This window comes from Paenibacillus ginsengihumi DSM 21568, assembly GCF_000380965.1.
Lineage (GTDB): Bacteria > Bacillota > Bacilli > Paenibacillales > NBRC-103111 > Paenibacillus_G > Paenibacillus_G ginsengihumi.
The window spans coordinates 42,719-65,866 of record NZ_KB905574.1; the positions used below are offsets into that span (position 1 = coordinate 42,719).

The 23,148-nt window shown below is 60.5% G+C and carries 19 protein-coding genes and 2 pseudogenes; 15 read left to right on the forward strand and 6 right to left on the reverse strand.

What is annotated here, in order from left to right; translation table 11 throughout:
* The first annotated feature begins 9 nt into the window (after positions 1-9).
* From F591_RS0114595 to F591_RS0114605, 3 genes are all read left to right on the forward strand, one after another.
* Positions 10-933, forward strand: coding sequence for a S66 peptidase family protein (locus tag F591_RS0114595; protein WP_019535361.1), 924 nt, complete (start codon positions 10-12; stop codon positions 931-933).
* A gap of 175 nt (positions 934-1,108) precedes the next feature.
* Complete coding sequence (locus F591_RS33295; RefSeq protein WP_281166702.1) at positions 1,109-1,237, forward strand: hypothetical protein; 129 nt, start codon at positions 1,109-1,111, stop codon at positions 1,235-1,237.
* 290 nt (positions 1,238-1,527) lie between these two features.
* Positions 1,528-2,103, forward strand: coding sequence for a class I SAM-dependent methyltransferase (locus tag F591_RS0114605; RefSeq protein ID WP_019535363.1), 576 nt, complete (start codon positions 1,528-1,530; stop codon positions 2,101-2,103).
* 94 nt (positions 2,104-2,197) lie between these two features.
* Here F591_RS0114605 and F591_RS0114610 read toward each other — a convergent pair whose 3' ends face one another.
* Complete coding sequence (locus tag F591_RS0114610) at positions 2,198-2,413, reverse strand: hypothetical protein (protein WP_019535364.1); 216 nt, start codon at positions 2,411-2,413, stop codon at positions 2,198-2,200.
* A gap of 190 nt (positions 2,414-2,603) precedes the next feature.
* Here F591_RS0114610 and F591_RS0114615 point away from each other — a divergent pair, with 190 nt between their 5' ends.
* The 3 genes from F591_RS0114615 (at position 2,604) to F591_RS0114625 (ending at position 4,698) form a co-directional block, all read left to right on the forward strand.
* Positions 2,604-3,119: a DUF2179 domain-containing protein gene (locus F591_RS0114615; RefSeq protein WP_019535365.1), complete on the forward strand. Its 516-nt coding sequence runs from the start codon at positions 2,604-2,606 to the stop codon at positions 3,117-3,119.
* Positions 3,120-3,236: 117 nt separating this feature from the next.
* A complete protein-coding gene (locus tag F591_RS0114620) occupies positions 3,237-3,686 on the forward strand; it encodes a CBS domain-containing protein (RefSeq protein ID WP_019535366.1) in 450 nt (149 codons plus the stop codon).
* 40 nt (positions 3,687-3,726) lie between these two features.
* Positions 3,727-4,698 carry a rhomboid family intramembrane serine protease gene (locus F591_RS0114625; RefSeq protein WP_019535367.1) on the forward strand — a complete coding sequence of 324 codons (972 nt, stop codon included), beginning with the start codon at positions 3,727-3,729 and terminating at the stop codon, positions 4,696-4,698.
* A gap of 166 nt (positions 4,699-4,864) precedes the next feature.
* Here the strand turns inward: F591_RS0114625 and F591_RS31480 are convergent, their stop codons facing one another.
* Both F591_RS31480 and F591_RS0114635 read right to left on the reverse strand, forming a co-directional pair.
* On the reverse strand, positions 4,865-5,026 hold the full coding sequence (locus tag F591_RS31480; RefSeq protein WP_019535368.1) for a hypothetical protein: 162 nt from the start codon (positions 5,024-5,026) through the stop codon (positions 4,865-4,867).
* An 83-nt stretch (positions 5,027-5,109) separates the two neighbouring features.
* A complete protein-coding gene (locus tag F591_RS0114635; RefSeq protein WP_019535369.1) occupies positions 5,110-5,505 on the reverse strand; it encodes a GyrI-like domain-containing protein in 396 nt (131 codons plus the stop codon).
* Positions 5,506-5,753: 248 nt separating this feature from the next.
* On the opposite strand from F591_RS0114635, the gene F591_RS0114640 reads away from it, so the two are divergent.
* The 6 genes from F591_RS0114640 (at position 5,754) to F591_RS0114670 (ending at position 15,080) form a co-directional block, all read left to right on the forward strand.
* Positions 5,754-7,493, forward strand: coding sequence for a glycoside hydrolase family 2 protein (locus tag F591_RS0114640; protein WP_019535370.1), 1,740 nt, complete (start codon positions 5,754-5,756; stop codon positions 7,491-7,493).
* Positions 7,494-7,611: 118 nt separating this feature from the next.
* The gene (locus F591_RS0114645) at positions 7,612-10,707 is read left to right on the forward strand and encodes a GNAT family N-acetyltransferase (protein ID WP_019535371.1); all 3,096 of its coding nucleotides are present in this window, start codon (positions 7,612-7,614) and stop codon (positions 10,705-10,707) included.
* 19 nt (positions 10,708-10,726) lie between these two features.
* A complete protein-coding gene (locus F591_RS0114650; RefSeq protein WP_019535372.1) occupies positions 10,727-11,608 on the forward strand; it encodes an amidohydrolase family protein in 882 nt (293 codons plus the stop codon).
* 232 nt (positions 11,609-11,840) lie between these two features.
* Positions 11,841-12,869, forward strand: coding sequence for a hypothetical protein (locus F591_RS0114655; RefSeq protein ID WP_019535373.1), 1,029 nt, complete (start codon positions 11,841-11,843; stop codon positions 12,867-12,869).
* 262 nt (positions 12,870-13,131) lie between these two features.
* Positions 13,132-14,031: an NAD(P)/FAD-dependent oxidoreductase gene (locus F591_RS0114665; RefSeq protein ID WP_019535375.1), complete on the forward strand. Its 900-nt coding sequence runs from the start codon at positions 13,132-13,134 to the stop codon at positions 14,029-14,031.
* A 407-nt stretch (positions 14,032-14,438) separates the two neighbouring features.
* On the forward strand, positions 14,439-15,080 hold the full coding sequence (locus F591_RS0114670; RefSeq protein WP_019535376.1) for a TVP38/TMEM64 family protein: 642 nt from the start codon (positions 14,439-14,441) through the stop codon (positions 15,078-15,080).
* Positions 15,081-15,127: 47 nt separating this feature from the next.
* Here F591_RS0114670 and F591_RS28180 read toward each other — a convergent pair.
* Positions 15,128-18,456, reverse strand: a pseudogene (locus F591_RS28180) (DEAD/DEAH box helicase).
* 164 nt (positions 18,457-18,620) lie between these two features.
* On the opposite strand from F591_RS28180, the gene F591_RS28185 reads away from it, so the two are divergent.
* The 3 genes and pseudogenes from F591_RS28185 (at position 18,621) to F591_RS30440 (ending at position 19,613) form a co-directional block, all read left to right on the forward strand.
* A complete protein-coding gene (locus F591_RS28185) occupies positions 18,621-19,058 on the forward strand; it encodes an FCD domain-containing protein (protein WP_019535377.1) in 438 nt (145 codons plus the stop codon).
* A gap of 22 nt (positions 19,059-19,080) precedes the next feature.
* A pseudogene (locus tag F591_RS0114685) lies at positions 19,081-19,425 on the forward strand (dihydroxy-acid dehydratase domain-containing protein); the annotation flags it as partial.
* An 11-nt stretch (positions 19,426-19,436) separates the two neighbouring features.
* Positions 19,437-19,613 carry a dihydroxy-acid dehydratase domain-containing protein gene (locus tag F591_RS30440; protein ID WP_019535379.1) on the forward strand — a complete coding sequence of 59 codons (177 nt, stop codon included), beginning with the start codon at positions 19,437-19,439 and terminating at the stop codon, positions 19,611-19,613.
* 14 nt (positions 19,614-19,627) lie between these two features.
* Here F591_RS30440 and F591_RS0114695 read toward each other — a convergent pair whose 3' ends face one another.
* Both F591_RS0114695 and F591_RS0114700 read right to left on the reverse strand, forming a co-directional pair.
* The gene (locus F591_RS0114695) at positions 19,628-20,185 is read right to left on the reverse strand and encodes an NAD(P)H-dependent oxidoreductase (protein WP_026326629.1); all 558 of its coding nucleotides are present in this window, start codon (positions 20,183-20,185) and stop codon (positions 19,628-19,630) included.
* Positions 20,186-20,236: 51 nt separating this feature from the next.
* Positions 20,237-22,420 (reverse strand): Ig-like domain-containing protein, encoded by a 2,184-nt coding sequence (locus F591_RS0114700; RefSeq protein WP_019535381.1) that lies wholly within the window; start codon positions 22,418-22,420, stop codon positions 20,237-20,239.
* Between the last annotated feature and the right edge of the window lie 728 nt (positions 22,421-23,148).

Genomic DNA, 23,148 nt, shown 5'->3' on the forward strand with positions numbered 1-23,148 from the left:
CGATCGATCATGGCAGTGAAGCCGCTGGCTCTGCAGCGAGGAGATACCGTCGGCATCGTCACGCTGGGCAGTCCGCTGGATGCAGGCGTGATCGATGCCCGCATTGCATATTTGCAAAGCATGGGCCTGCAGGTCGTGCTGGGCCGGCATGTGTATGCGCAAAATGGTTTTTTGGCCGGGACGGCCGCCGAACGGGCAGATGATTTGATGGCGATGTTTGCCGATCCGCGGGTCAAGATGATTTTGCCGGTCAGGGGCGGCGTTGGCGTCGAAACGATACTGCCGTATCTCGATTTTGCTTTCCTTCGCCTGCATCCGAAGATCGTCAGCGGCTATAGCGATATCACGGTGCTGCTGAACGCTTTGTACCAGTTTGCCGGCTTCGTAACGTTTCACAGCCTGCTGCTCATCGATTTTAGACCGGATACGCCTCCGTACAATTTCGAGCAGTTTTTCGCTATCACTTCTTCCACCGCGGTGCCTCGCGCAATAAGCAATCCGGCAGGAATGCCGCTGGCCGGCAACGGCTTGGGCATTGTGAGCGGACCGGTCGTCGGCGGCAATTTGACTTCGCTCGTCGGCACGCTCGGGACGCCTTACGAGATCGACACGACCGGCTGCATCCTTTTGCTCGAAGAAGTTCACGAGCCGATCAATACCGTATACCGCTATATCGAGCAGCTGCGGCTGGCCGGCAAGTTCGCCGCATGCGTCGGCATCATTATGGGGGAGTGCAGCGATTGCCCGGAAGCGTACGGCGTGTCGTACAGCGAGCTGATCCGCGAAGTGATCCTTCCGCTCGGCAAGCCGCTCATCACCAATATGGCTACAGGCCACGGGCGTTTTAAAGCGGCCATACCGATTGGCGCGGTCGTCCGATTGAACTCGTATGCCGGCACGGTGACGATGCTGGAGCCGGGCGTGCGTTACTGAAGAGCTGCATGGAGCCGCGCCATGCGGCTTTCTTTTTTTTGAAGGGCGAGAGGAGTATTGCGATGGGAGAGGGAATTATAAAAAATGTGAACGATTAAGATGAAAACCAGCATTCGTATTCGTCCGCCGCAACATGAAAGCGCATTATTTGGAATGAGAGAAAGGAGGCTTCCATGTGATGGAGGTGCCGCGCCAGCTTCCCGGCAAGCTGATGCGCGATCGGAACGGGGCTTGGCGCCTGTATAGCGGGTGCGTCGTGCTTGGAGGCGATCTGCTCGAACGATATTTCCCTAGGCGGTCTTGAACGGCGACGCCGCGCCGAATTGTATAGAAGCGATGCAGGGCATGCGTTAGGGGACGACACTTATCCGGCTTGCGGGTTTAAGGTCTGTAGGCTGCCCGCTATCCGTTGTACGAACGTAACCAACATTAGTATGCTGCGAGATAGAGACGCCTATGACGAGCGCTTCCTATCGTCATCGGTCGTCACCTGCGGTATTGAAATTTTGTCGGCGTATACCGCCAAATTTTCAAGATAGAATGAAACGCCGCTGGGTATTTTAAAAAATATTAGGTGATGAAGGAGTATGGCGAATGTCCAAGCTGAGCGAGCTGGTACAAGAAAAAATCCGCTTTCTCAATACATTTATTCAATCGCCCAAAGAAATCGGCAGCATTACACCGAGCACCAAATACTTGGCAGCGGCCATGGTGAAGGGCATTGATTGGGATAAGGTCGAGCATGCGGCGGAGCTTGGCGCAGGCACCGGCGCGATTACGTCGTGTCCGCGGCAAGCGGCGGGAGGGAAGGTGCGCGTGATGCTGTTCGAGAAGGACCCCCAGCTGCGCGAACGGCTGCTTGTCAAATATCCGGGATTCCCCTGCTATGCCGATGCCAGTCAAATCAGGAACGCGATGAGTGTGGAAGGCATACCTTATCTGGACGTCGTCATTAGCGGGCTGCCGTTTTTTAATTTTTCCCAGCCGGTCAGGGACCGGATTATGGAGGAAATCCAGGAGTCGCTGCGCCCAGGCGGATATTTCGTCGCTTTCCAATACTCTTTGCAGATGAAGCGGCAGCTGAGCCGGCAATTCGATATCGAAGCGATTCAATTCGTACCGTACAATTTGCCGCCGGCATTCGTCTATCTTTGCCGCAAAAAATCGTAACCGGCCTGCGCTTTCGGCCGCTTCGGCGAAGCTCCCGAGCCGCAAGAGAAGGCCGGCCCTGCGGCCCGGGGAAGGCTGCTGTGTGCGGCCGCCGTTACTTGCTTTTCATCTCGAAAAACTCGCATAACGTCCGGTCATGATAGCTGATCTCGCTCACCCCGGCCTGGGTGACGACGGTCTGGTCATCGAAGCGAACGATCACGCCGCCCGAATCGACGACATGGTCGTTCTGAAATACGCGAACGGCCGTCTGGCGTTCCATGGCTTCCTGCATATCTTGATCGGTGATTAATCGGCGGTTCCTGGCCATAGCGACCTCCTCGCTTTATCTTTCAAGGATTGAATGATTGTCAGGCTTATTGTAACAGAAGGCAGGGATGCGGAAAAGCTTTGCCCAAGCCCGTTTACTCCGGCGGCGTGTTCCCGACAGGGAGCTTCAATGCTTCACGAATTGTCTCCGGGGCGTCACGGATTAGCGCCGCGAGAAGGGAGATGGACAGGTGAACGTACTGGAAACGGTCGCGACGATCGGCATCATGAATATCGTATACGTATCGCTGTTTACGATTCGGATCATTCTGGTGATGAAGTCTCGGCGAATTTTGGCGTCGGTCATCAGCATGTTTGAGGTGTTCGTCTATTTGATGGCGCTCAATATCGTGCTCAGCAACATCGACGAGCCTTTGAACCTGGCCGCTTACTGTATCGGCTGGGGAGCGGGCGTATGGCTCGGCATCAAGATCGAGGAATGGCTGGCGCTCGGTTACTCGATCCTGCAGATCGTCGTCGATTACGAATCGACCCGTCTCCCCATGCTGCTGCGCGAGCACGGGTACGGCGTCACCAGCTGGACGGCGGAAGGCAAGGACGGCCCTCGGCTCGTAATGCAGGTGCTGACCAAGCGCAATCGGGAAAAAAGCTTGATGAAGCTCATTCAGGAGCTGGCGCCGAAAGCGTTCGTGATCTCCTACGAGCCGCGCACGTTCCGCGGCGGATTTTGGACGAAACGGTTGTAGAGACTCTGCCAGGCAGGGTCTTTTTTGCGTCCGCAAAGATCGTTATCTGTTTTTGCGGAGCGATGTTTTATCGGCGCAGGATTGGGGCAAACCAATTAAAATGGAAAAGGAGGCCAGGTGCTGGACCGGTATCGGGAAGAAAACGCCACACTGGCCGACGTTATGAAGCCGTTCGAGCATGTCGTCGAATCGGGCACGCCGCTGCCGGCAGCCGTGGCGCTCATGAACGAGAAGGGCATGTGGTACGTGCCGGTCGTCCGCGACGGGCGTCTGGCCGGTTTGATGACGAAAGGCAGCATCGTCCGCCATCTGCCCGAGGTGTACATTCCGACGGAGGACGAATCCGGACCACGGTCCGGGCAGGGAGGGGGGCGAATGAACGGGGGCGCCGGAGCTTGTCTCGCTTTTTTGGCGGAACGGCAGGGGGACATTATTCAAGCGATTCAGGAGCATCTGATCCTTTCGTTCGTCTCCGTGCTGCTTGGCGCGGCGCTGGCGATACCGCCCGGCGTGCTTGCCGCGCGCCGGCCGCGGCTGGCCCGGTCATCCTGGCGACAGCCAATGTGATCCAGGTGTTTTCCGAGTCTGGCCTCTGCTTGTGCTCCTGATGATCGTCTTCGGGCTCGGCTTTATGACTGTGGCCATTGCGCTGTTCCTGTACTCGCTGCTGCCGGTCATCCGCAATACGTATGTCGACTTGACGCAGGTGGACCCGGCCATTGCGGAAGCGGGGCGCAGCGTCGGCATGAGCTCGGCGCAGCTGCTGCCCCGCGTTCAGCTGCCGCCCTTGTTTCCGGGGACTTCTGCGCATAAGGAGCTTCGGCCCTTTCTTGGAAAACGAAGCCGGGTCCGCTATAATGGAACAATATCCATTATCGATGCTTGGATGCCGGAAACCGTCAGCGGAATCGGGCGTCCGGAAGGGAAGAGAGCCGTGTTCGCACGCAGGGAGAGCCTCAAGCAGTATATTCGGTTGTATCCGGTTACCGCTGCAATTATCGTCCTTCAGCTGGTTATGATGGCGGTTATGGAATGGTACGGCTCGTCGACGGATAACGCCACTCTGCTTCGCTTCGGAGCGATGTTCGACTTGCCCGGCCTTCGACCCGAGCCTTGGCGCTATGTCGCCTCCATATTCCTGCATGTCGGGTTTGAGCATTTGCTCTTCAACAGCTTTGCATTGTATGTGTTTGCCGCGCCGCTGGAGCGGATGCTGGGGGCTTGGAGGTATATGCTGTTCTATACAGCGTGCGGCGTCATCGGCAACATCGCCAGCGCGTGGCTGCATCCGGACTATTATATCGGGGCCGGCGCGTCAGGGGCCATCTATGGCGTGTATGGCGCGTATTTGTTCTTGTCCGTCTTCCGCAAAGATCTGATCGACGGCGAAGCGAAGAAAACGATAAGAATCATCGTCATCATCGGCTTCGTCTATTCGCTGGTCATCCCGAATGTGGATATTTATGCGCATGCCGGCGGCTTTGTCGGAGGCGTGGCGGTCATCTGGCTGCTGACGCTGTTCGTCCGCCGCAGGCACCGGGCCGAGAGCAGGGACGAGCGGCCGGAATCCTGGGAATAGGATGCAGGCTTTCTCCAGTCTGGAATGGCAGAGAATAAGGGCAGGCGGGAGATGCGGGCGGCGGATGCCTTCTCGGCATACCTATCTATCTTGATCTATTCTTTCCTCCAAATGGGGGCGCGCGATCAAGGAACCTCGCCAGCTGCGGGGGCCTTCTCCATTTGCCTCATTGCGCCGCCTCGAACGCAAGCAGCACGGCGGCGAGCCCGTAGCGGACCCGGACCGTACGGCGCAGCATCCCGCGGCGCAGCGGCTTTCGATACGCATACAGCAGGGCGATCGAGCCGGCGATGACCAGCAGCGGCAGCAGGTGCTGCGGGGTCAGCATGGTGAAAACGGGTAGCCGCTCTCCGAAAACCAGTCCACAGGGCTAACCCTCCTTCGAGACGGTACTTGTCACAGGCCCGGCGTTCATTTTAAAGCGATATAAATCTCAATCTCTCCGCTTGGGTAATATTTTTCATAATCGAACGTATATGCCCGGCGCAATTCGCCGGCCTCTTCCAATGCCCAAATCTGCTTCCACGCATGCAGCAAGCCTTGTGCATCCTTGTTGTCAACTTTGAAAATGCGGCAGCTCTCCGTATCGGGAACATCCAGCCGGGGCGATCCATCGCCTTCGATCCCGATGCCCAGCGTATAGTCTCCCTTATAATCGCTTGCGTAATCGTAGTAAACGCCGTAAATGCAATCCCGATGGCTTGCCAGCTTGCGGGAGACCTCTTTCCACAGCGCTCCGATTTTCTCCATCACCCGTTCGTCGTTAAAATTATTCGTTCTAATGCTGTCGAGCAAAAATAGCTGCACTTGCAATCTTCCCTTCGTGTACATGGTAAACTAAGAAACTGTGCTTTTTTAATTATAGAACACCAGTTCGGATAAATCAAAATATTTTCTATATTATTCCTCTATCATTTCTCGTCTGGCTGCAAGAATAGTTAACTTATTAGTTAATATAATAATTTATTATTGACATTAATTCGGCTATATTGCTAATATGATTGTTGAATATGTTATTTAATTAACTATATAGTAAAATAAAGGAGAGATGTTCCATGACCGCCATTCCCCGTCCCGAGCATCCGAGGCCGCAGCGGGTTCGGCCGCATTGGATCAATTTGAACGGCGTCTGGCAGTTCGAGATCGATCACGGCCGCAGCGGCAAGCAGCGGGGCCGTCAGGAGCCCGGCGCGCAGCTGGCTGGCGCGATTACCGTGCCGTTCTGCCCGGAGAGCCGGCTGTCGGGCGTCGAGTACAAAGATTTTATGGCCGCCGTCTGGTACAAAAGGGAATTTACTGTGCCCGAAGCCTGGTTGAACGGCCGCACGCTGCTGCACTTCGGCGCGGTCGATTACGCGGCGGAGGTGTGGATTAACGGCCAATCCGTCGGCATTCATCGCGGCGGCTATGCATCGTTCTGCTTCGACATCAGCGCTGTCGTCAGGCCGGGCGCCAATATTGTCACGGTCTATGCCGAGGACGACGTCAGATCGGGGCTGCAGCCGCGCGGTAAGCAGAGCGGGCGGTACGAATCGCACGATTGCGATTATACGAGAACGACCGGCATTTGGCAGACGGTGTGGCTGGAATATGTGCCGGACGTCTATTTGGCCGATTTCGGCCTCGTCCCCGATCCGGACAATGGCTGCGTGCATATCGAGGCCAAGCTGTCCCGCTATGCGGCGGAAGCGACGCTGAACGCTTCCGCTTCGTATCAGGGCAAGCCGATGGGCAGCGCATCCGCCAAGGCGTCCGGCAGCACGGTGCGGCTGACGCTTCCGCTTGCCGAGACGCACCTGTGGGAGGCGGGCTGCGGCCGGCTGTACGACTTGTCTCTGTCCCTCGACAGGCCCGGATATGAAAGCGATACGGTCGCCTCGTATTTCGGCCTGCGCACAGTCGCGCTGGACGGGTTGGCATTTCGTCTGAACGGCCGCTCGCTGTTTCAGCGGCTCGTGCTCGACCAGGGCTTCTACCCGGACGGCATCTACACGGCCCCGACGGACGACGACCTACGCCGCGATATCGAAATCGCGCTGGGGCTCGGCTTCAACGGAGCAAGGCTGCATGAGAAAATGTTCGAGCCGCGCTTTTTGTACTGGGCTGACCGGCTCGGCTACCTCGTCTGGGGCGAGCACGGCAACTGGGGGCTCGATATTACGACTTCTCGCGGGCTGGAAGCCTTTTTGCCGGAATGGCTCGAGGGGGTGGAGCGCGACCGGAATCATCCTTCCGTCATCGGCTGGTGCCCGTTCAACGAAACGTGGGACCGAGACGGGACGAGGCAGAACGACGAGGTGCTGCGCATCGTGTACGAGACGACCAAGCGGCTCGATCCGACGCGCCCGGTCATCGATACGAGCGGCAACTTCCATGTCGCGACCGACATATTCGACATCCACGATTACGAGCAAAACCCGGAGACGTTCCGGGCCAAGTTCGAGCCGATGAAGGCGGGCGGCGAAGCGTACAATACGTTCCCCGACAGGCAAACGTACGAGGGGCAGCCTTACTTCGTCAGCGAATACGGCGGCATCTGGTGGAATCCCGGGCAGCAGGACGGCAAGGCGTGGGGATACGGCAACAGGCCTGCATCGGAGCAGGAATTTCTGGAACGGTACGAGGGACTGACGAGCGCGCTTCTGGAGCATCCGATGATTTGCGGCTTCTGCTATACGCAGCTGTACGATATCGAGCAGGAAGTGAACGGACTGTATACGTACGACCGCAGGCCGAAATTCGATCCCGAGCGGATTCGCCGCATCAATGCGCGCAAGGCGGCCATCGAGGATTAAGCGCAGCTTTCGCCTCGCCCGAACAAGCAAAAACGATTATGATTGGAAAAATCCCTTTACCCTCTGGTATGAAGTATTTTACAATTCAGGTATTCCATATTTAAAAGAGGGTGAAGCGATGCATCGCAGCAATGTACTCGAAAGCGTTCGCATCATTGATTATGCTCCCGAATGGGCTCAGGCCATCGCCGATATGTGGAACCGCAGCCGCGACAGCTGGGGCGGGGACAGCACCGTCGAAAGCGCGGACAACGTCGCCCGCGATCTGGAAAACGCCGGACACCTGCGGGTGTTTCTCGCCGTGGACGGGGAAGAGGTCGTCGGCTTCTGCAGCTTCTCCCATTACCGGCACGACGAAGGCGCCTTGTATGTGCCGCTGCTGAACGTGAGGCCGGATTATCACGGACGCAAGATCGGAAAGGCGCTCATTCTCAAAGCGGTGGAGACGACCGTTGCACTCGGCTGGCCGCGGCTCGACCTGTTCACCTGGGCCGGCAATACGAAAGCGGTGCCGATGTACAAGAAATGCGGCTTTTTCTGGGAAAAGAAGGACGATTCCGTCCACCTGATGAATTTCATACCTTCTGTGCTGCAGACCGAGGCGCTCGAGCCTTATTTGGCGCAGTTCGATTGGTATGCCGACAGCTGCCGCAGCCTTGACATCGCGCCGGACGGCCGCTCCGAGAACGGCTTCGATTATTTCGAATACCGTTGGCAGCGCGAGGGCGCATCGCTCAGGCTGGAATACGAGAAGACAGGCAGAGGGCTGCGGTTGATCGAGACGGACGATTATTCGATTCATACCGAGATTGAAGGGCACGGGCTCGTGTTCGGCCGCCGTTATCCGGTCCGTTACGTGATCCGCAACAAATCCGGCAAACCGCTGGAATGCACGATTCGGGGGCGCGACGACAAAAATATCCGCTTCGGGCTGGAGCGCACCGTGCAGGTGCGGGATGAGGTGACGGTCGAAGGGGAATTCGCGCTGGACCCGGTGCTGGAGGAGCAGAACGAGTGGAAGACGCATCCCGCCGTGACATCGGAATGGACGATTAACGGGAGGAAGGCGGAGTTGCGCACCGGCATCGCTCCGAAGTTTCCCGCCAAGGTGAAGCTGGAGACGAAGAGGGAGGAGCAGTTTCTCGGCGCGGAGGAGGAAGCTTTCCTCACATTCGAGAATAATTACAAGGTGCCGGCAGCTTTCGAATTTACGCTTCCGCCGTCCGGCTTCGTCGATTTCGGTCTCTCCCGCGTCTCGGTCCGCGTGCCGGCGCTCGGCAGGGCGACGGTGCGGCTGCCTTACACGCTTCGCGATTTCGGGTTATACTCGGAGGAAGTGGAGATGAAGGCGCTGCCCGAGGGCGGCGAACCGCTCGTCTTCGTCCGCAGGCTGCACGGCTTGTTCCAGGGCAGCAGCGGCCGCTTCGGCGGGGATGCGGTCGACAACTGGGTTGCGGTGAACGGCCCGTACAAGATCGTGCTGAACAAGACGAGCAACACGGTGTGGGCGTCCCGTCTGATGCACGACCTGTATACGGAGTGGACTTTTCCGAAGCTCGGCAAGCCGTATTCCCTGGAGTTTTCGAAGAAAAAGGCGGAGACGGTCGAGGTGTATGAGGACGGCGAGGCGATGGCGCTGAAGGCGGTATACCGGTCTGACGATTTTCCCGGCTATACCGTGACGGTGCTGGTCCGGCTCCAGGCAAGCGGCATCGTGCGTCACGAGTGCGAGGTGACGAACGAATCCGGCGAGCCGGGGCGCGGCGATTTGCATCTGATCACAGGCTTCTATCATGATTCCAGGAGGCTGGTGCTTCCTTACGACGGCAGCTACTTCGATCTTGAGGAGCTACCGACCAACTTTGACGAATGGGACATCGGGCGCATCTCCGAAAACTGGCTGTTCAGCCGCGGCAAGCGGCTGGCGAGCGGCTTTTGCTGGCATCCGGACGCGAAGCTCGTGCAGTCCGAATGGCATCTCGGCATCGAGCATTCGCTCGGCCGGCTGGCCGCAGGGGCAAGCTTCCGCACAGAGCCGACGCTGCTTGCCATCGGCACGTTTACGGACTGGTGGGACTTTCGCAGCTACGCGCAAAAGCGAAGGGAGCCGCTGCGGCCACTGCTTAAGGAGGATGTCGAGCTTCAGGCGGCCTGCGGCCATCCGTTCGTGCTTCCGGACGCGCGGCTTGCGGTGCGGCAGCACCGGAACCAGCCGCTGGACGGAGAGCTGACGCTGTCTTCGCCGGACGGGTCGTTCGAAGAGGTCCGGGCCTCGTTCCGTCAGGAGGACGATATCCGCGCCGCGGAGTTCCCGGTCGGGCCGCTGAAGCCGGGGACGATCGTGCCGGTGCGGATGCAGCTGGAGACGACGGCGCACCGTCTGGAACGGCGCACCGCCCTCATCCCGCTGTCGGACGAACCGGTGCGGAGCGAACGGGAGGCGGACGGGGAACTGTACCGCTGCACGAACGGCGTGCTGACGATTGCCGCGTCGCCTGCGTTCGGCGCAGGTCTCCATTCGCTCGTATACGAGGGCGAGGAATGGCTTGACAGCTCCTACCCGCAGCCGGGCCCCCGTTCGTGGTGGAATCCGTGGCACGGCGGCATTTCGGCGGCGGTGCAGGGACTGTCCGCGCTGTCGCAGCAGGAGGAAGAGCGCTGCGCCGAGTTTGCCGCTCTGACCGACAACCTGGGCAACGAATGGCGCGGCATCGCCCTGCATACCCGGGTGCGGAAGCACGAGAAAAACCGCGGCATCGCGTTCACCCTGTTCGCGCTATTGCTGCCGGGCGCTCCGGTGCTCTGCTGCGTAACCCGCCTGACGAATCGGAGCGGACTGTCTTTTCACCGTTTCCGGAGCACGATCCAAAGCTTCTTCCTCCCCGGCCCGGCGCTTGACGCAGGATGGATCGAGACGAGCGGCGGCATCCGGTACCGCTGCGGCCAAAGCAGCTGCGATGCGCCGGCGGAAGGCGTGACCCGCTTCGGCTCCGACCGCCGTCAGGCGGTGCTGCACGCGGTCAACCGCCATCCGGGCTCGGAAGCGGGCTTCTATACCAACAATCTGCTCATCCAGCACGAATGCGCGGAGCGCTTGCCGCTGGCGGACGGAGATACGGCATGGGCGTCGCCGGTCTTCTTCGCCTTTGCCCATGCCCCTTTAACGTACAAGGAACTGCGCGGCCTGGCGGACATCCGCTTTGCCAATTCGTAAGCGACAACAGGAGGGCATCATGCCGATTATCGATATTCATATTCATCTTTCGAGCATCGAGAGCTTCCGCCATACGGCGCGGGAGCTCTCGGGCGTGGACTATACCGAGCTCGGGCTGCGGCGCGAATTCGAGCGCTGCGGCGTCGTGCTGGGCGTCGGCATGGGCGTCGAGGAGACGTCCCCCGGCGCTTTTCCCGACATCAAGGCGGCGAATCCGATGAGGCTCGATCTGTCCGATCCGCTTCCGCCGTTTCTGATGGAATGCGTCGGCATCAACCCGGTTCGTCTCGCTTCGCCCGAAGGCCGAAAGGAGCTGGAGCGCATTGAAGAGCGGCTGGCCTCCGACGAGGTCGCGGGGATCAAGCTGTATGCCGGGTATTATCATTATTTCGTCACGGACGAGGTGTACGCGCCGGTCTATGAGCTGGCCCGGCAGTTCGATGTGCCGGTCGTCATACATACCGGGGATACTTATTCCATGAACGGCCTGCTGAAATATTCCCATCCGCTGACGGTCGACGAGCTGGCTTATCGTTACAGGGACGTCCGCTTTATGCTCTGCCATTTGGGCGACCCGTGGGTGATGGACGCCGCCGAGGTCGTGGCCAAAAACCCGAACGTGTACGCCGATTTGTCCGGTCTGGTCGTCGGCAACCGGCCGCATTTCGAGCGGTTTATGAACGAGCCGCTGTTCATGGATCACTTCCGGCGGGCGCTCGTCTATGCGGACCGTTACGACAAAATGCTGTTCGGCACCGACTGGCCGCTCGCCCCGATCGACGTCTATATCGATTTTGTCCGGCGGCTCGTTCCCGAGCAGCATCATGACGACGTGTTTTACCGCAATGCGCTGCGGGTTTTTCCGAGAGTGGAGGAGCGGCTCGCCCGCCTGGGGCAATGACGGCGACTTGCGCTTAGCGCTTAACGGGCTTGCCGGAAGTGCAGGAACACCCGCGCGAATATGGCGATGGCTTGTGCGATCCGGCTGCAGGCTGATGGAAATTCCCGCATGGGCAGCAGTCAAGAGAGGGGATGGGCTTGATGCGGCAACACCTTTGGAACCAAACAAGCGCTCGGAGCGGCGCGATTGCGGCTGAAGGAATCGCTCCGGCACAGAGGCGGGGGGAGCGTTCATGAAGATCGGCGAAGCGCGCCAGGCAGCGGCGGACTGGGTTCATAAGTACGCCGGCCGGGAGGAATGGTTCGTCGGAGCCTATTTCAGCGGCTCGACGGTAGGGCGACCTGACGGGGAGGAGCTGTCATCCGCTTCCGATATCGACGTCGTTGTCGTGATTTCCCACGACGAGGCGCCGATGAAGCCGGGGAAATTCATATACCGGGACGCTCTGCTGGAAGTCACGTATTTGTCCCGCAGCGAGCTATCCTCACCTGAGGCGGTGCTTGCTTCCTACCACCTGGCGGGCAGCTTCCGCACGGATACGATCATCGCCGATCCGACGGGGCAGCTGCGCGAGCTGCAGCGCGAGGTGTCGCGCTGCTTCGCCGAGCGAAAGTGGGTGCGCCGCCGCAGCGAGCATGTTCTGCAGAAGATCGAGCACGGTCTGCGCAGCCTCGACGAGACCGCGCCGCTGCACGACCAGGCGACGGCCTGGCTGTTTCCGACCGGCGTCATGGCGCACGCGCCGCTCGTCGCCGCGCTGCGCAATCCGACGGTGCGGCTCCGCTATCTGGCCGCGCGCGGCGTGCTGGAGGAATTTGGCTTCGCCGACCGGTACGGCGAGCTGCTGGAGCTGCTCGGCTGCGCCGGGATGACGCCGCAGCGCGTCCGGCATCATGTGGACGCGCTCGCCCGCACGTTCGATGCGGCGGCCAGAGCGGCCAGAACGCCGTTCTTCTTCAGCACGGACATTACGCCGGCCGCCCGGCCGATCGTCATCGACGGCAGCATCCAGCTGATCCGGGCCGGCAACCACCGCGAAGCAGTATTCTGGATCGCGGCCACCTTCGCCCGCTGCCATAAAATATTGGCCGCCGACGCTCTGCCGCAGGCGAAGGAGGCGCTCGTCCCGGCGTTCGAGGAGTTGCTTGCGGACCTGGGCGCCGCGACCGCCGAAGCCCGCCGCCGCCGCGCCGGGGAGGCGCTTCGGTATTTGCCCAGGCTCCGCGAGACCGCCGAGGCGATCGCGAGCGCTCGTCCTTGAAACGGCGCCGATTAGGCAGAGCCGCGACTCCCGGTTCGCCGCATGAGTAGATGGAAGCGGATGGGATTCCCCCCTGAACCTCAGAGCGGCAACGCGCTGTTCGAGTCGGCGGAGGAGGAAGGGCCGCTCCGCAAGCGGCTCGATTGGCAAGCGGCGAACCGCTTCGCATATCGCGCTTGGCCCCTTCATAGGATGTAGGTGCGAATGAATCGGCACAGCGCGCAAGCGACGATTTCGCTGCCGAATGGAAGGGGAGAGAGCCATGCACTTCGACTGCGCCATTATCGGGGGAGGCCCGGCCGGGCTGAATGCGGCGCTTATGCTCGGCAGAGCGCGGCGGAGCGTGCTTCTGATCGACGGCAACCGGCCGCGCCATGCCGCAGCGCATGCCTCTCACGGCTTTTTGACGCGGGACGGCGTCAAGCCGTCCGAGCTGCGCCGGATCGCGCACGAGGAATTGGCGCGTTATCCGTCGATTCGCCGGTGCGAGCGCGAGGCTGCGGATGTGGAGAAAACGGCCGGCGGCTTTCGGATTCATACCGTGCAGGGCGACCGCTTTGAAGCGCGCAAGCTGATCATCGCCACCGGACTGAAGGAATCGTTCCCGGCTATCGAGGGCTTTCGCGATTTTTACGGGCAAAGCCTGTTCAGCTGCCCGCACTGCCACGGCTGGGAGCTTCGGGACAAGCCGCTGGCGCTCGTGTCGGAGCAGCCGAGCGTGTTCCGCACGGCGATGCTGATTCGCAGCTGGAGCCGGGATTTGGTCGTGTGCACGAACGGGCGTGCCTTGCTGACCGCGGAGCAGCTGGAACGGCTGCGCCGGCACGGCATTCGCGTCGCGCTCAGTCCGATTGCCGCTTTTTACGGCCGCGAAGGCCACCTGGAAGGCATCCGCTTCCGGGACAGCACAACGATTTTCAGGGAAGGGGGCTTCGTGACGCCGCAGCTTTCCCAGCGATCGGCGTTCGGCGCCAAGCTGGGCTGCGCCTTCAACAAGATGGGCGGCATCGCGACAGACGATTACGGCCGCACGAGCGTAGGCGGCGTATACGCCGCCGGGGACGCGACCAGCGTGGCGCCGTCGCAGCTGGTCATTGCCGCAGCCGAAGGAAGCCGGGCGGCCATCGGAGTTCATATGGATTTGGCCGCAGAAATGTACTGACCGCCATGCCAGACCGGTGGCGACCGGGTGGCAGAAACGGGATACCGCTTGTTTTCTCGGCTCGCTTCCGGTACGATGGAATTCGTAAGGGATCACCTTTCTGTACCAAGAAAAACAACCGCTGAATCGCGGTCGCTCATCCTTGAATGGGCGTCGATAGACGTTTTTCTTATCGTTACAGAAAGTCTAACTTCGCTAAAGGCAAGCGAAGTGCGACTTTCTGTACCAAGAAAAACAACCGCTGAATCGCGGTCGCTCATCCTTGAATGGGCGTCGATAGACGTTTTTCTTAATCATTGGATGAGGATCGTCAGCACATGGTTAGCAACCGAAGGAGACGGCCAGGTGACGAGGCTGCGTTCGTCGTCAGCGGTGTCTACATATTAGGAAGCGGGCGAAAACGAAACATGGGGTTAACCGATTGGATTGCGAATTTGAATGAAGCGCAGCTGCTCGAGCTGCTGGAGCGATTTCGGTCGTTCGGACCGCTGCCGGGCATCGCGCTCACGTTTATGAAATCGTTCGTTCCGCCGCTGCCCACGCTGCTCATCGTCAGCGTGAACGCGGTCGTATACGGGTTATGGCTCGGATTTCTCTACTCGTGGCTCGGCATGATTGGCGGCTGCATGGTGACGTTCCTGCTCGTGCGCAAAATCGCCGGGCACCGGCTGCTGCAGCACTGGGCCGGCAAGCCCAAGGTGCGCAAGGGCATGAGGTGGGTGCAGCGCAATGGATTCAGCTACGTCTTTCTGCTCAGCCTGTTTCCCGTCGGGCCGTTCGTCGTCATCAACGTTGCCGCCGCGCTGGCAGGGATGCGGTTTCGCACCTTCGCGCTCGCCGTCTCTGCAGGGAAAGCCGTTATGGTGTTCACGGTCTCGTATATCGGCTACGACCTTTCCCGCTATGCGGAGGACCCTTGGCGGCTGCTGTATGTCGCCTTGTTCCTGGCGGGCTCGCTGTATGTCAGCCGCCGCATCGAGGCAAGATTCAGCAAAACCTCTGCCGAAGCCGAAGCGGCCCGCGCAAGCGAACACAGCCGGGCCGAATAAGCCCTGGACCGCCGTATTCATGCGAAAGTCCAGGGCTTAACTGTTTTTCATATCATCAACAGCTCCCGCAGCTCCTGCTCGGACAGAGCGGCCGACGCCTCCCCGCCGGACTCGATCACCTCGTCGATCAGACGCTTTTTCTTCTGCTGCAGCTCGTACATTTTCTCTTCCAGAGTGCCCTGGGCGATCAGGCGGATAACCTGAACGGCGCTTCTTTGCCCGATCCGGTGGGCGCGGCTCTCGGCCTGCTCTTCGACGGCGGGATTCCACCACAGGTCATAGAGGACGACCGTATCCGCTCCGGTCAAGTTCAGTCCGGTGCCGCCGGCCTTCAGCGAGATCAGGAACACGTCGCGCTCGCCGTCGTTGAACCGCTGGCACAGCTCGACCCGCTCCGCCGCCGGCGTGGACCCGTCCAAATAAAAGAACGGCACTCCCCGCCAGCCGAGCTCCCGCCGGATCAGCTCCAGCATCGTCGTAAATTGCGAGAACACGAGCAGGCGCTTTCCCGCGCTGCCGGCCTGTTCCACAATGTCCATCAGCTGCTCCAGCTTGGACGAGCCGCCCTCGTAACCTTCGACGAACAGGGCGGGGTGGCAGCACAGCTGGCGGAGCCGGGTGAGGCCAGCCAATATTTTGAGGCGGTTCTTCTCGAAGGTGTCGTCGTTCAAATGCTTCAGCGCTTCCTTTCGCAATTTGGCGAGGTACGCCGCGTACAGCTTCTTTTGCTCGGGCAGCAGCTCGGCGGCATGGATCGACTCGATCTTCTCCGGCAGCTCCTTCAGCACGTCGCTTTTTCGCCTGCGCAGCAGAAACGGGCGAATGCGCCTGGCAATCACGTCGCGCGGCCAACTGGCGAACGTTCGTTGGTCCGGAAACAGCCCGGGGATGACGGCGTCAAAGATCGACCACAATTCGCCCAGCGAGTTCTCCAGCGGCGTTCCCGTCAGCGCGAAGCGGTGCGCCGCTTGGAGCGCCTTCACCGTCTTCGCCGTCTGGGTCGAATCGTTCTTGAACGCCTGCGCTTCGTCCAGAATAAGCGTATGGAACGGCTGGGCCGCGTACAGGGCGGCGTCCATCCGCAATAGCGGATACGAGACGATGACGACATCGGCCCGGGAAGCCAGGGCATCCCGCAGCGCCGCGATGCGTTCCGCCTTGCCGCCGTCGGCGATGACCGCCTTGACCTGCGGAGCGAACCGCTGCAGCTCGTTGCGCCAGTTGTACATGAGGGAAGCCGGGCAGACGATGAGCGCCGGCATTCCCCGCTCCCTGATCTCGGGCAGCACGGAGACGAGGAAGGCGATGCTTTGAATCGTTTTGCCAAGCCCCATATCGTCGGCCAAAATGCCCCCGAAACGATAGCGGGCGAGCGTCTTCATCCATTGGAAGCCGTACGTCTGGTAATCGCGAAGCACGCCGGCCAGGCGTTCCGGCACAGGGAAATCGAGATGGTCCGGATTCCGCAAATGCTCAAGCATCCGGCGCAGCGGCTTGCTTAAGGCGATGGCGCCGCCCTGTCCCTGCATATCGGCCAGCAGCAGCCCCCGAATGGCCGGCAGGCGGACGCCGCCGCCCTGCACGGCGCTGCTGCGGATGCCGGCGCTTTCCATCATTTGGGCAATCTCGCGAAAATCCGGGCGGTCCAGATTCATCAGCGCGCCGCCGGGCAGACGGTAATATTTGCTCTTATCTTCAAGCGCGCGGAGCAGCTTGCGAATCTCGGCCTCGGGAATGCCGTCGATATCGAAGCGGACTTCCAGCCAGTCAGTTCGCTCGTCGACATCCGCGATCGCTTTCACCGAAGCGGGTCCGGGATGCAGCCGCGCTTTGACGGCCGAGGTGGCATGCACCTCCAGCAGCTCCTGCAGCCGGGGCAGCACGTAGACCAGGAAATCGTATTCCGCTTCCTCGCTTTCATGAAATAGCCGCTTTCCGTCCGGATGAAGCCGCCTTCCTCCATCAGCTCCAGGATGCGCCGTTCCCGGTCCGCATCCCGCATGACGATACGGTCCGCACCGCGCTGCCGGCTCGCTTCCTCCAACGGGTTGATGACGATGTCGCCGTATTGGAACTCCAGCCCGGCGAGCAGCCTGTCCTTCAGCCGGTCCAAATACAGCCTTGCCTGCAGCGGCTTCCGCAAAATCCAGCCGGCGGCGGATTCGGCAAGCTGCACCGTCCCCAGCTTCGCCAGTCCCGGCACCGCCCGCTCGACGAAAGGCGCCGCCTGCTCCGGAGCGATCCGCAGCTGCCGCCTGCGGGGAAGCTCCTCCATCAGCCGCTTTAGCTCCGCCAGACGGCGGGCGTCCTCAGGCGGCAGCTTCACCAGCTTTCCTTCGGCGAGCGCCATGCCGTACGGCTCCAGCACGACAAGCTTGTCCAAGCCGTCGATCTCCAGCCGCAGACCGTCGTCTGCGGCTTTGCCGAGCTGAAAGCGAAGCGGCAGCGGCTCGTCGCTCAGACGGATACCGTCATAAGCCGTCCCGTTCAGCTCGAGGCGCACGGCTGGGGCTGCGGCCAGCAAGGGGAGCAGCGGCTCCCATGCGAGCGGAGGAACCGGCAGCAGCCGTCCGCTGCCCGCGGCCCGGCTCCGCGAAGCGGTGCGGCCCGGGGCTTCGCGGTACAGCGTTTCGTGATGGACGATCTGCAGCAGCTGGCGCATCACCGCCTCATCCTCCGGGCGAAAACGGTGCAGCTCGGGCTCGTAGGCAAAATATCGCGAGCAGTCGTACCCGCGCCCCAGCTCGAAGCGGGCCAGCAGCTCCCGAATCTCCGGGACGATATACAGCCGTTTCGGCCCGATTCTCATCTCTATGCCGAGCAGGTACGTCCCGCCTGGCAAGGCGACGGGCTTGCAGATGAACTCCGCCTCGAGCGCGGTTCGCGAGTCGAAGAGGAGCGGCCGGGAGCGGTTCGGACTCAGCGGCGCCGCCTCCGCGAAGAGGCCGAGCATGGCGCTCGTCAGCCTGGCATCCGGCGCCGGACGGTTCGCCGCTTCGCCGTCCGCGTCCGGATCGTCCGGCGGCTCGGGCATGGGCGGCCGCTCGCCCTCCGGGTACAGCAGCGAAGCGTACGAACGGCCCGGCCTCCGGCCAGTGCGCTCCTCCTCAAAGAGCGCCAGCAGCACGGCGGCGACGTGCGGGCAATAGCGGCCCGGGGAAGGGCGGGAAGAGCAGGTGCACTGCGCCAGCACCTCCCCGCCGCCGACGATGCGGCAGGTCGCCAGGGCGCCCTGGACTTCGGCCTCGAAAAGCGCCGCGCCGGCATCGCGATGGGTGAACATCACCTGCCCGGCGCGGAGGACTCTTTCGCCCTCGTCGAATGCCGCAGGACCGCACATCGATTTGATCGCATGCTGTGTCAGCAGGAAGCTCATCGAATGAATTCCTTTCGGTCAGGTAGTTATATTGAGATTGTACTTTTTGTACAGACTGTTGTAAATCAATCTTGATATATGGAAAGTTAACGGGCTGACTTTTGAAGTCGGGTGCCTGAAGCCAAATTACAGTTGCATTCAATATAATATGCGATAAAACGAGAGTGACCGGCATCGAGAAGGACGATATTTTCAAAATGTACCCGACGCTTGCCGCACTCCATGCGCTGGCTGCCGAATGCGCGGCGCAACGCATTACGCCGGAGCAGCTCGAATCGCTCAGGGCGCTAAGCGGCCGGTTCGCCGAGGCGATCAGTCAGGAGCAGCCTTATCAGGCGATGGAGCTTGACGAGCAGTTTCACAATATGATCGTGGAGTTGTCGGACAATCCGTACATCGCTTCCTTCAGCGCAACGCTGCAAATTCATATTCGCCGGTTCAAGTACGTGTTCTTGAAGCAGCCGCCGGCGGTGACCAACGCTTCTGTGGAGGAGCATGCCGCGATCGTTGCCGCGCTGGAGAAGCGTGACGCAACGGCGGCTTCGGCGATGATGAAGCAAAACGTCATCCGGCCGATGCACGAGCTGGGCGCATTAATCTAATCTGAAGAAAGGAACGATGAGGATGAAGGAAATGGACGATTGGCGCATACGGAGTCAAGCGGTCAGCGAGGGGGCGAATCGGGCTCCGAACCGCGCGATGCTGCGGGCAGTCGGATTCAAGGATGACGATTTTAGCAAGCCGATGCTCGGCGTCGCCAGCACGTGGAGCGAGGTGACGCCGTGCAACATGCATATTAACAAGCTGGCCGTCAGCGCCAAAAAGGGCATTGCCGAGCACGGCGGGGCGCCGCTGATTTTCAACACGATTACCGTCTCCGACGGCATTTCGATGGGGCATGAGGGCATGACCTACTCGCTGCCGAGCCGCGAAGCGATTGCCGATTCCATTGAGATCGTTGCGAATGCGACGGAGATCTCGTGACGATCGACAGCGAGACGCAGGAAATTTCTATGGACGTGCCGCCGGATGAGCTGGCGAAGCGCCGTTCGGAGTGGACGGCTCCACCGCTGAAGGCGGCATCCGGGGCGCTCGCCAAATACGCCCGATTGGTCTCATCCGCAGCCAAAGGTGCCGTGACCGACCTGTTCGAGTGATCGCCGCCGGCTGTTCAAGCAAGCTGTGAACCGAGCCGCTTGACCTTCTCCAGCCAGCGGACCCGCTGCGGTTCCGACGAGTGGGAGACAGGACTGATTTCGGTGATGCGGACAGGCCGAATCCCGCAGAAGTTCAAAATATTGCGCTTCATCACGGAATGGCCGGCCCGCTTGTAGATCCACCGGTTGTACCAGGGCGGAGTGTCCATCGTCACGATCAGCCGGGCCGATTTGCCGGTCAGCAGCTTATCCCAGAGCGGCGAATTGTCGCGATAGCGGTAAGCGAATCCCGGGAGCAGGACGCGGTCGAAAAAGCCTTTCAAAATGGCCGGCATCGTGCCCCACCAGGTCGGATATACGAACACGAGATGATCCGCCCAGCGGATCGCTTCCTGCGCCTGCAGCAAATCTTCCTCGAGCTCGGTTCTTTTCCGGTAGCCGTATTTCAGATTCGGATCGAACGACATTTGGCTCAAATCGAGCGTGCGAATGTGCGCCAACCGGCTTGCGGCTCCTTCCGTGTAGGCGCCGGCCAGGGCGGAGCAGTAGCTCTTCGGATCGGGGTGTCCTATGGGCTTATTCTCTCCCGGGACAGGGGACGCGAAATCGGCAGTCAAAGTCGGTTATTTCACGCTACCGGTCAACGAAACGTTGGAAAACTTCGACGTGTTGTAGTTCTCGATCAAATTGTTTTCCTTCGCCGCTTCGACGGCCAGGCCGATGTACACTTCGCTGATGCCGGTCAGTTCCGTGGACGAGACGGGCGTCCAGTTGCTGCCGTCCTGCGAAATATAGCCGGTGATCGTATTGCCCGTCCGCACCAGCTTCACCCAGTAAGGCGTATGCAGCCCGGCGATCGGCGGCGTCTCGGACAGCGCCGCTCCGGTCTCGCTCCGGTCATAGAAGACCGCTACATAGGCTTCGCCGCGGACGGACAGCGCCATCATCGCTTCGCGGGCGCCGGGAGCGAGGCTCTCGCGGATCATCAATCCGGCCCGGTTATGCGGCGCCACGTCGGTAATGCTGTCGATGCGGGCGACGATCTCGCCATCGCCTTTCAGCTTCCGATAGGCGAAGTGGAAGGAGTCGTGCTCGCGCCAGTTGCCGGAGCCCTTGAGGGTATACACGCCGTCGGTGACGGAAGTATGCCCCGGAATGCCCGGCTTGCCGACATCGACCGCTTTCCACGGAGCCGTGCGCGTATTCGTATTGACGTGAATCGGCACGGCAGCGGAATCGGTCGATGTGCCGCTGTTGTCGATCGCTTTGGCCATGACGTAATAGGTGCCGTCGGCGACGCGGCGCCAGGCGAACTGATACGGCGCTTTCCGATCCTCGCCGATTTTCTCGCCGTTCACGTAGAACTCCACGCGGTCGATCTTTCCGTCCGAATCGTGCGCGTCCGCGGCGATGAGGACGGTGCTGTTGTTTCGGAATTGCTGATGCAGCTGCGGCTTCGTCAGCCGCACGGTCGGATTGTTCGTACCGTTTGAAACGATCGAGTTCAAATATTTCTCCAGATTCGTATATCCGTCTCCATTAAAATCGCCGTTGCGGTCGGACGGATCGCTCGGATTCAGCCCGTGCGCCAGCTCCCATTCGTCAGGCATGCCGTCATGGTCCGAATCGTGCGGAGCGGGGAGGCTCTTCAGCTCGGGCCAGCCGCCGACCTCCCGTTGCGAGTTGATCTGCCGGCCGGTGCGGTTCCGCACATCGCTGACAAGACGAGCGTCCACCGAATCCCGCTTGGGCAGGATCGCGCCGGCCTGTTGGAGCACGAGCTCGTACGCCTCTTCTGCCGTATGCGTCGTTACCGGAGCGGCGGGTACCGGCTCGGTGCGAACCTGCTTGCCCTCGTCGAGGACGACGCCGAGCATGTTGTTCGCCGTCACCTCCGGGCTTCCGTCGACGTAGTTGCCGGCAATGTACACAGACCCGCGCGAACCGGTCTGCTCGTGCAGGCGCGCCCGCTTGTCCAGGAGCGTGTCCGGACCGTACTTGAAATAGTTGTTGATCATATTCAGCTCCGAAGCGTCCCCGCCATACGCCGATTGGTAATTCCAGTTGTAGATGACGTTGTTGCGGAAGTCGAGCGTCGGATCTTCCTTGACCGTGCCTTTGAAACGGGCGTTGCGGCTGGCGTTATGGATGATCAGGTTATGATGGTAGGTGGAATTGCCCGAGCCCCATAAGCCGCCGAAGCCGTGCCGCCCTTTTTTGTGCTTCGACATGTGCAGCGCCTCGCCGATGATCGACCACTGCACGGTCGTATTCTCATTCTCGTACGGGGACAGCACCTCGTCGATCGCCCACGAGAACGAGGAGTGGTCGATGATGATGTTTTTGCGCTTGCGGATGGACATGGCGTCCTCTTCGCCAGGCGGAATGTCCCCGAGCCGGAAGCGCAAATAGCGGATGATAATGTTGTCCGCATCGACGATGACCGGATAATGATTGATGCTGATGCCGTCTCCCGGCGCCGTCTGCCCGGCCAAGGTCAAATTGGAGGCGCGGATGATCAGCTTCGACTTCAGGTCGATGTTGCCGGACACGCGGAAGACGATCGTCCGGTTGCCTTGGCTGACCGCATCCCTCAGCGAACCGGGGCCGGAGTCGTTCAGGTTCGTTACCTCGTACACCTCGCCGCCTCTCCCGCCGGTCGTGTACATGCCGCCGCCTTCTGCGCCGGGAAATGCCGGCAGCCGCCCGGCTGCATCCGCGCTTGCCGAGCCGGCAGCCGGCTGCAGCAGCGTCGCCGCGAGCACCGGGGAGAGCAGCAGCGCGATCCATTTGTTCGCTTTACTCATCAACGTCAACTCCTTTTGATAACGGTTTCAACTACATTATTCATCTTACACCGGCGCCATTTTCCATATATAGGGGGTTTCCGTTTTTTCATAGGCCTATCTGATAATTCGACGATCGACGAAGCCCGCCGGCGAATTTTCAGTATCGCAGGTGGCGCCGCTGGCAGAGGAGGCGCTCGTCTTAGATCGATGAAGCGATATTCGTTCGCTATAGGCGTCCAGCGCGAAACAGGGCTCAGGCTCGTCCCCCGGCTAGTGCCCGTGCCCCGACTGGTTTCCGTGTCTTGGGCTTGGGTTCCGTGCCCCCAACACGTTGTGCACTTTCGAGCCGACTCCGCAGGCTTTCATTCGAGCCGATTCCGCCGCCTCCATTCGAGCCGATCTCGCGGCTTCCAATTCGACCTGATCTCACGGTCTCCTATTCGGACCGCCCAATGAACTCCCATCTGCACATTCGCAACAGGCGCCCAAAGTCAGCAAATGTTGTATTTTGTACAACGCGCGCCTAGCCAAGCTAGGCATAACTAACCGGTGCAAGTCCGGTCGGGGTAAAGGCCAAGCTGCCCCGTAGCTAGCAGGCAGGCGTCGGAGAAATCCGGCGTCTGAAGCCCTGTGAAAAATTCCGCAAAAGGCGGAAGGAAGCAAACTTGCAGGCCGTAACATCAAGTGAATCCTGCCGCATCGTGAAAATATCAACCCGAAAGGGACAAGAGGAAGCCGAGCCGCGG

Bases quoted from the DNA above. Each gene is read 5' to 3' on its own strand.
- F591_RS0114645 (WP_019535371.1), top strand. From the start codon at position 7,612: ATGCATCGCAGCAATGTACTCGAAAGCGTTCGCATCATTGATTATGCT.
- F591_RS0114610 (WP_019535364.1), bottom strand. From the start codon at position 2,413: ATGGCCAGGAACCGCCGATTAATCACCGATCAAGATATGCAGGAAGCC.
- F591_RS0114655 (WP_019535373.1), top strand. From the start codon at position 11,841: ATGAAGATCGGCGAAGCGCGCCAGGCAGCGGCGGACTGGGTTCATAAG.
- F591_RS31480 (WP_019535368.1), bottom strand. From the start codon at position 5,026: ATGCTGACCCCGCAGCACCTGCTGCCGCTGCTGGTCATCGCCGGCTCG.
- F591_RS0114595 (WP_019535361.1), top strand. From the start codon at position 10: ATGGCAGTGAAGCCGCTGGCTCTGCAGCGAGGAGATACCGTCGGCATC.
- F591_RS0114665 (WP_019535375.1), top strand. From the start codon at position 13,132: ATGCACTTCGACTGCGCCATTATCGGGGGAGGCCCGGCCGGGCTGAAT.
- F591_RS0114700 (WP_019535381.1), bottom strand. From the start codon at position 22,420: ATGAGTAAAGCGAACAAATGGATCGCGCTGCTGCTCTCCCCGGTGCTC.
- F591_RS0114625 (WP_019535367.1), top strand. From the start codon at position 3,727: ATGATCGTCTTCGGGCTCGGCTTTATGACTGTGGCCATTGCGCTGTTC.
- F591_RS0114605 (WP_019535363.1), top strand. From the start codon at position 1,528: ATGTCCAAGCTGAGCGAGCTGGTACAAGAAAAAATCCGCTTTCTCAAT.
- F591_RS0114670 (WP_019535376.1), top strand. From the start codon at position 14,439: ATGGGGTTAACCGATTGGATTGCGAATTTGAATGAAGCGCAGCTGCTC.
- F591_RS0114650 (WP_019535372.1), top strand. From the start codon at position 10,727: ATGCCGATTATCGATATTCATATTCATCTTTCGAGCATCGAGAGCTTC.
- F591_RS0114640 (WP_019535370.1), top strand. From the start codon at position 5,754: ATGACCGCCATTCCCCGTCCCGAGCATCCGAGGCCGCAGCGGGTTCGG.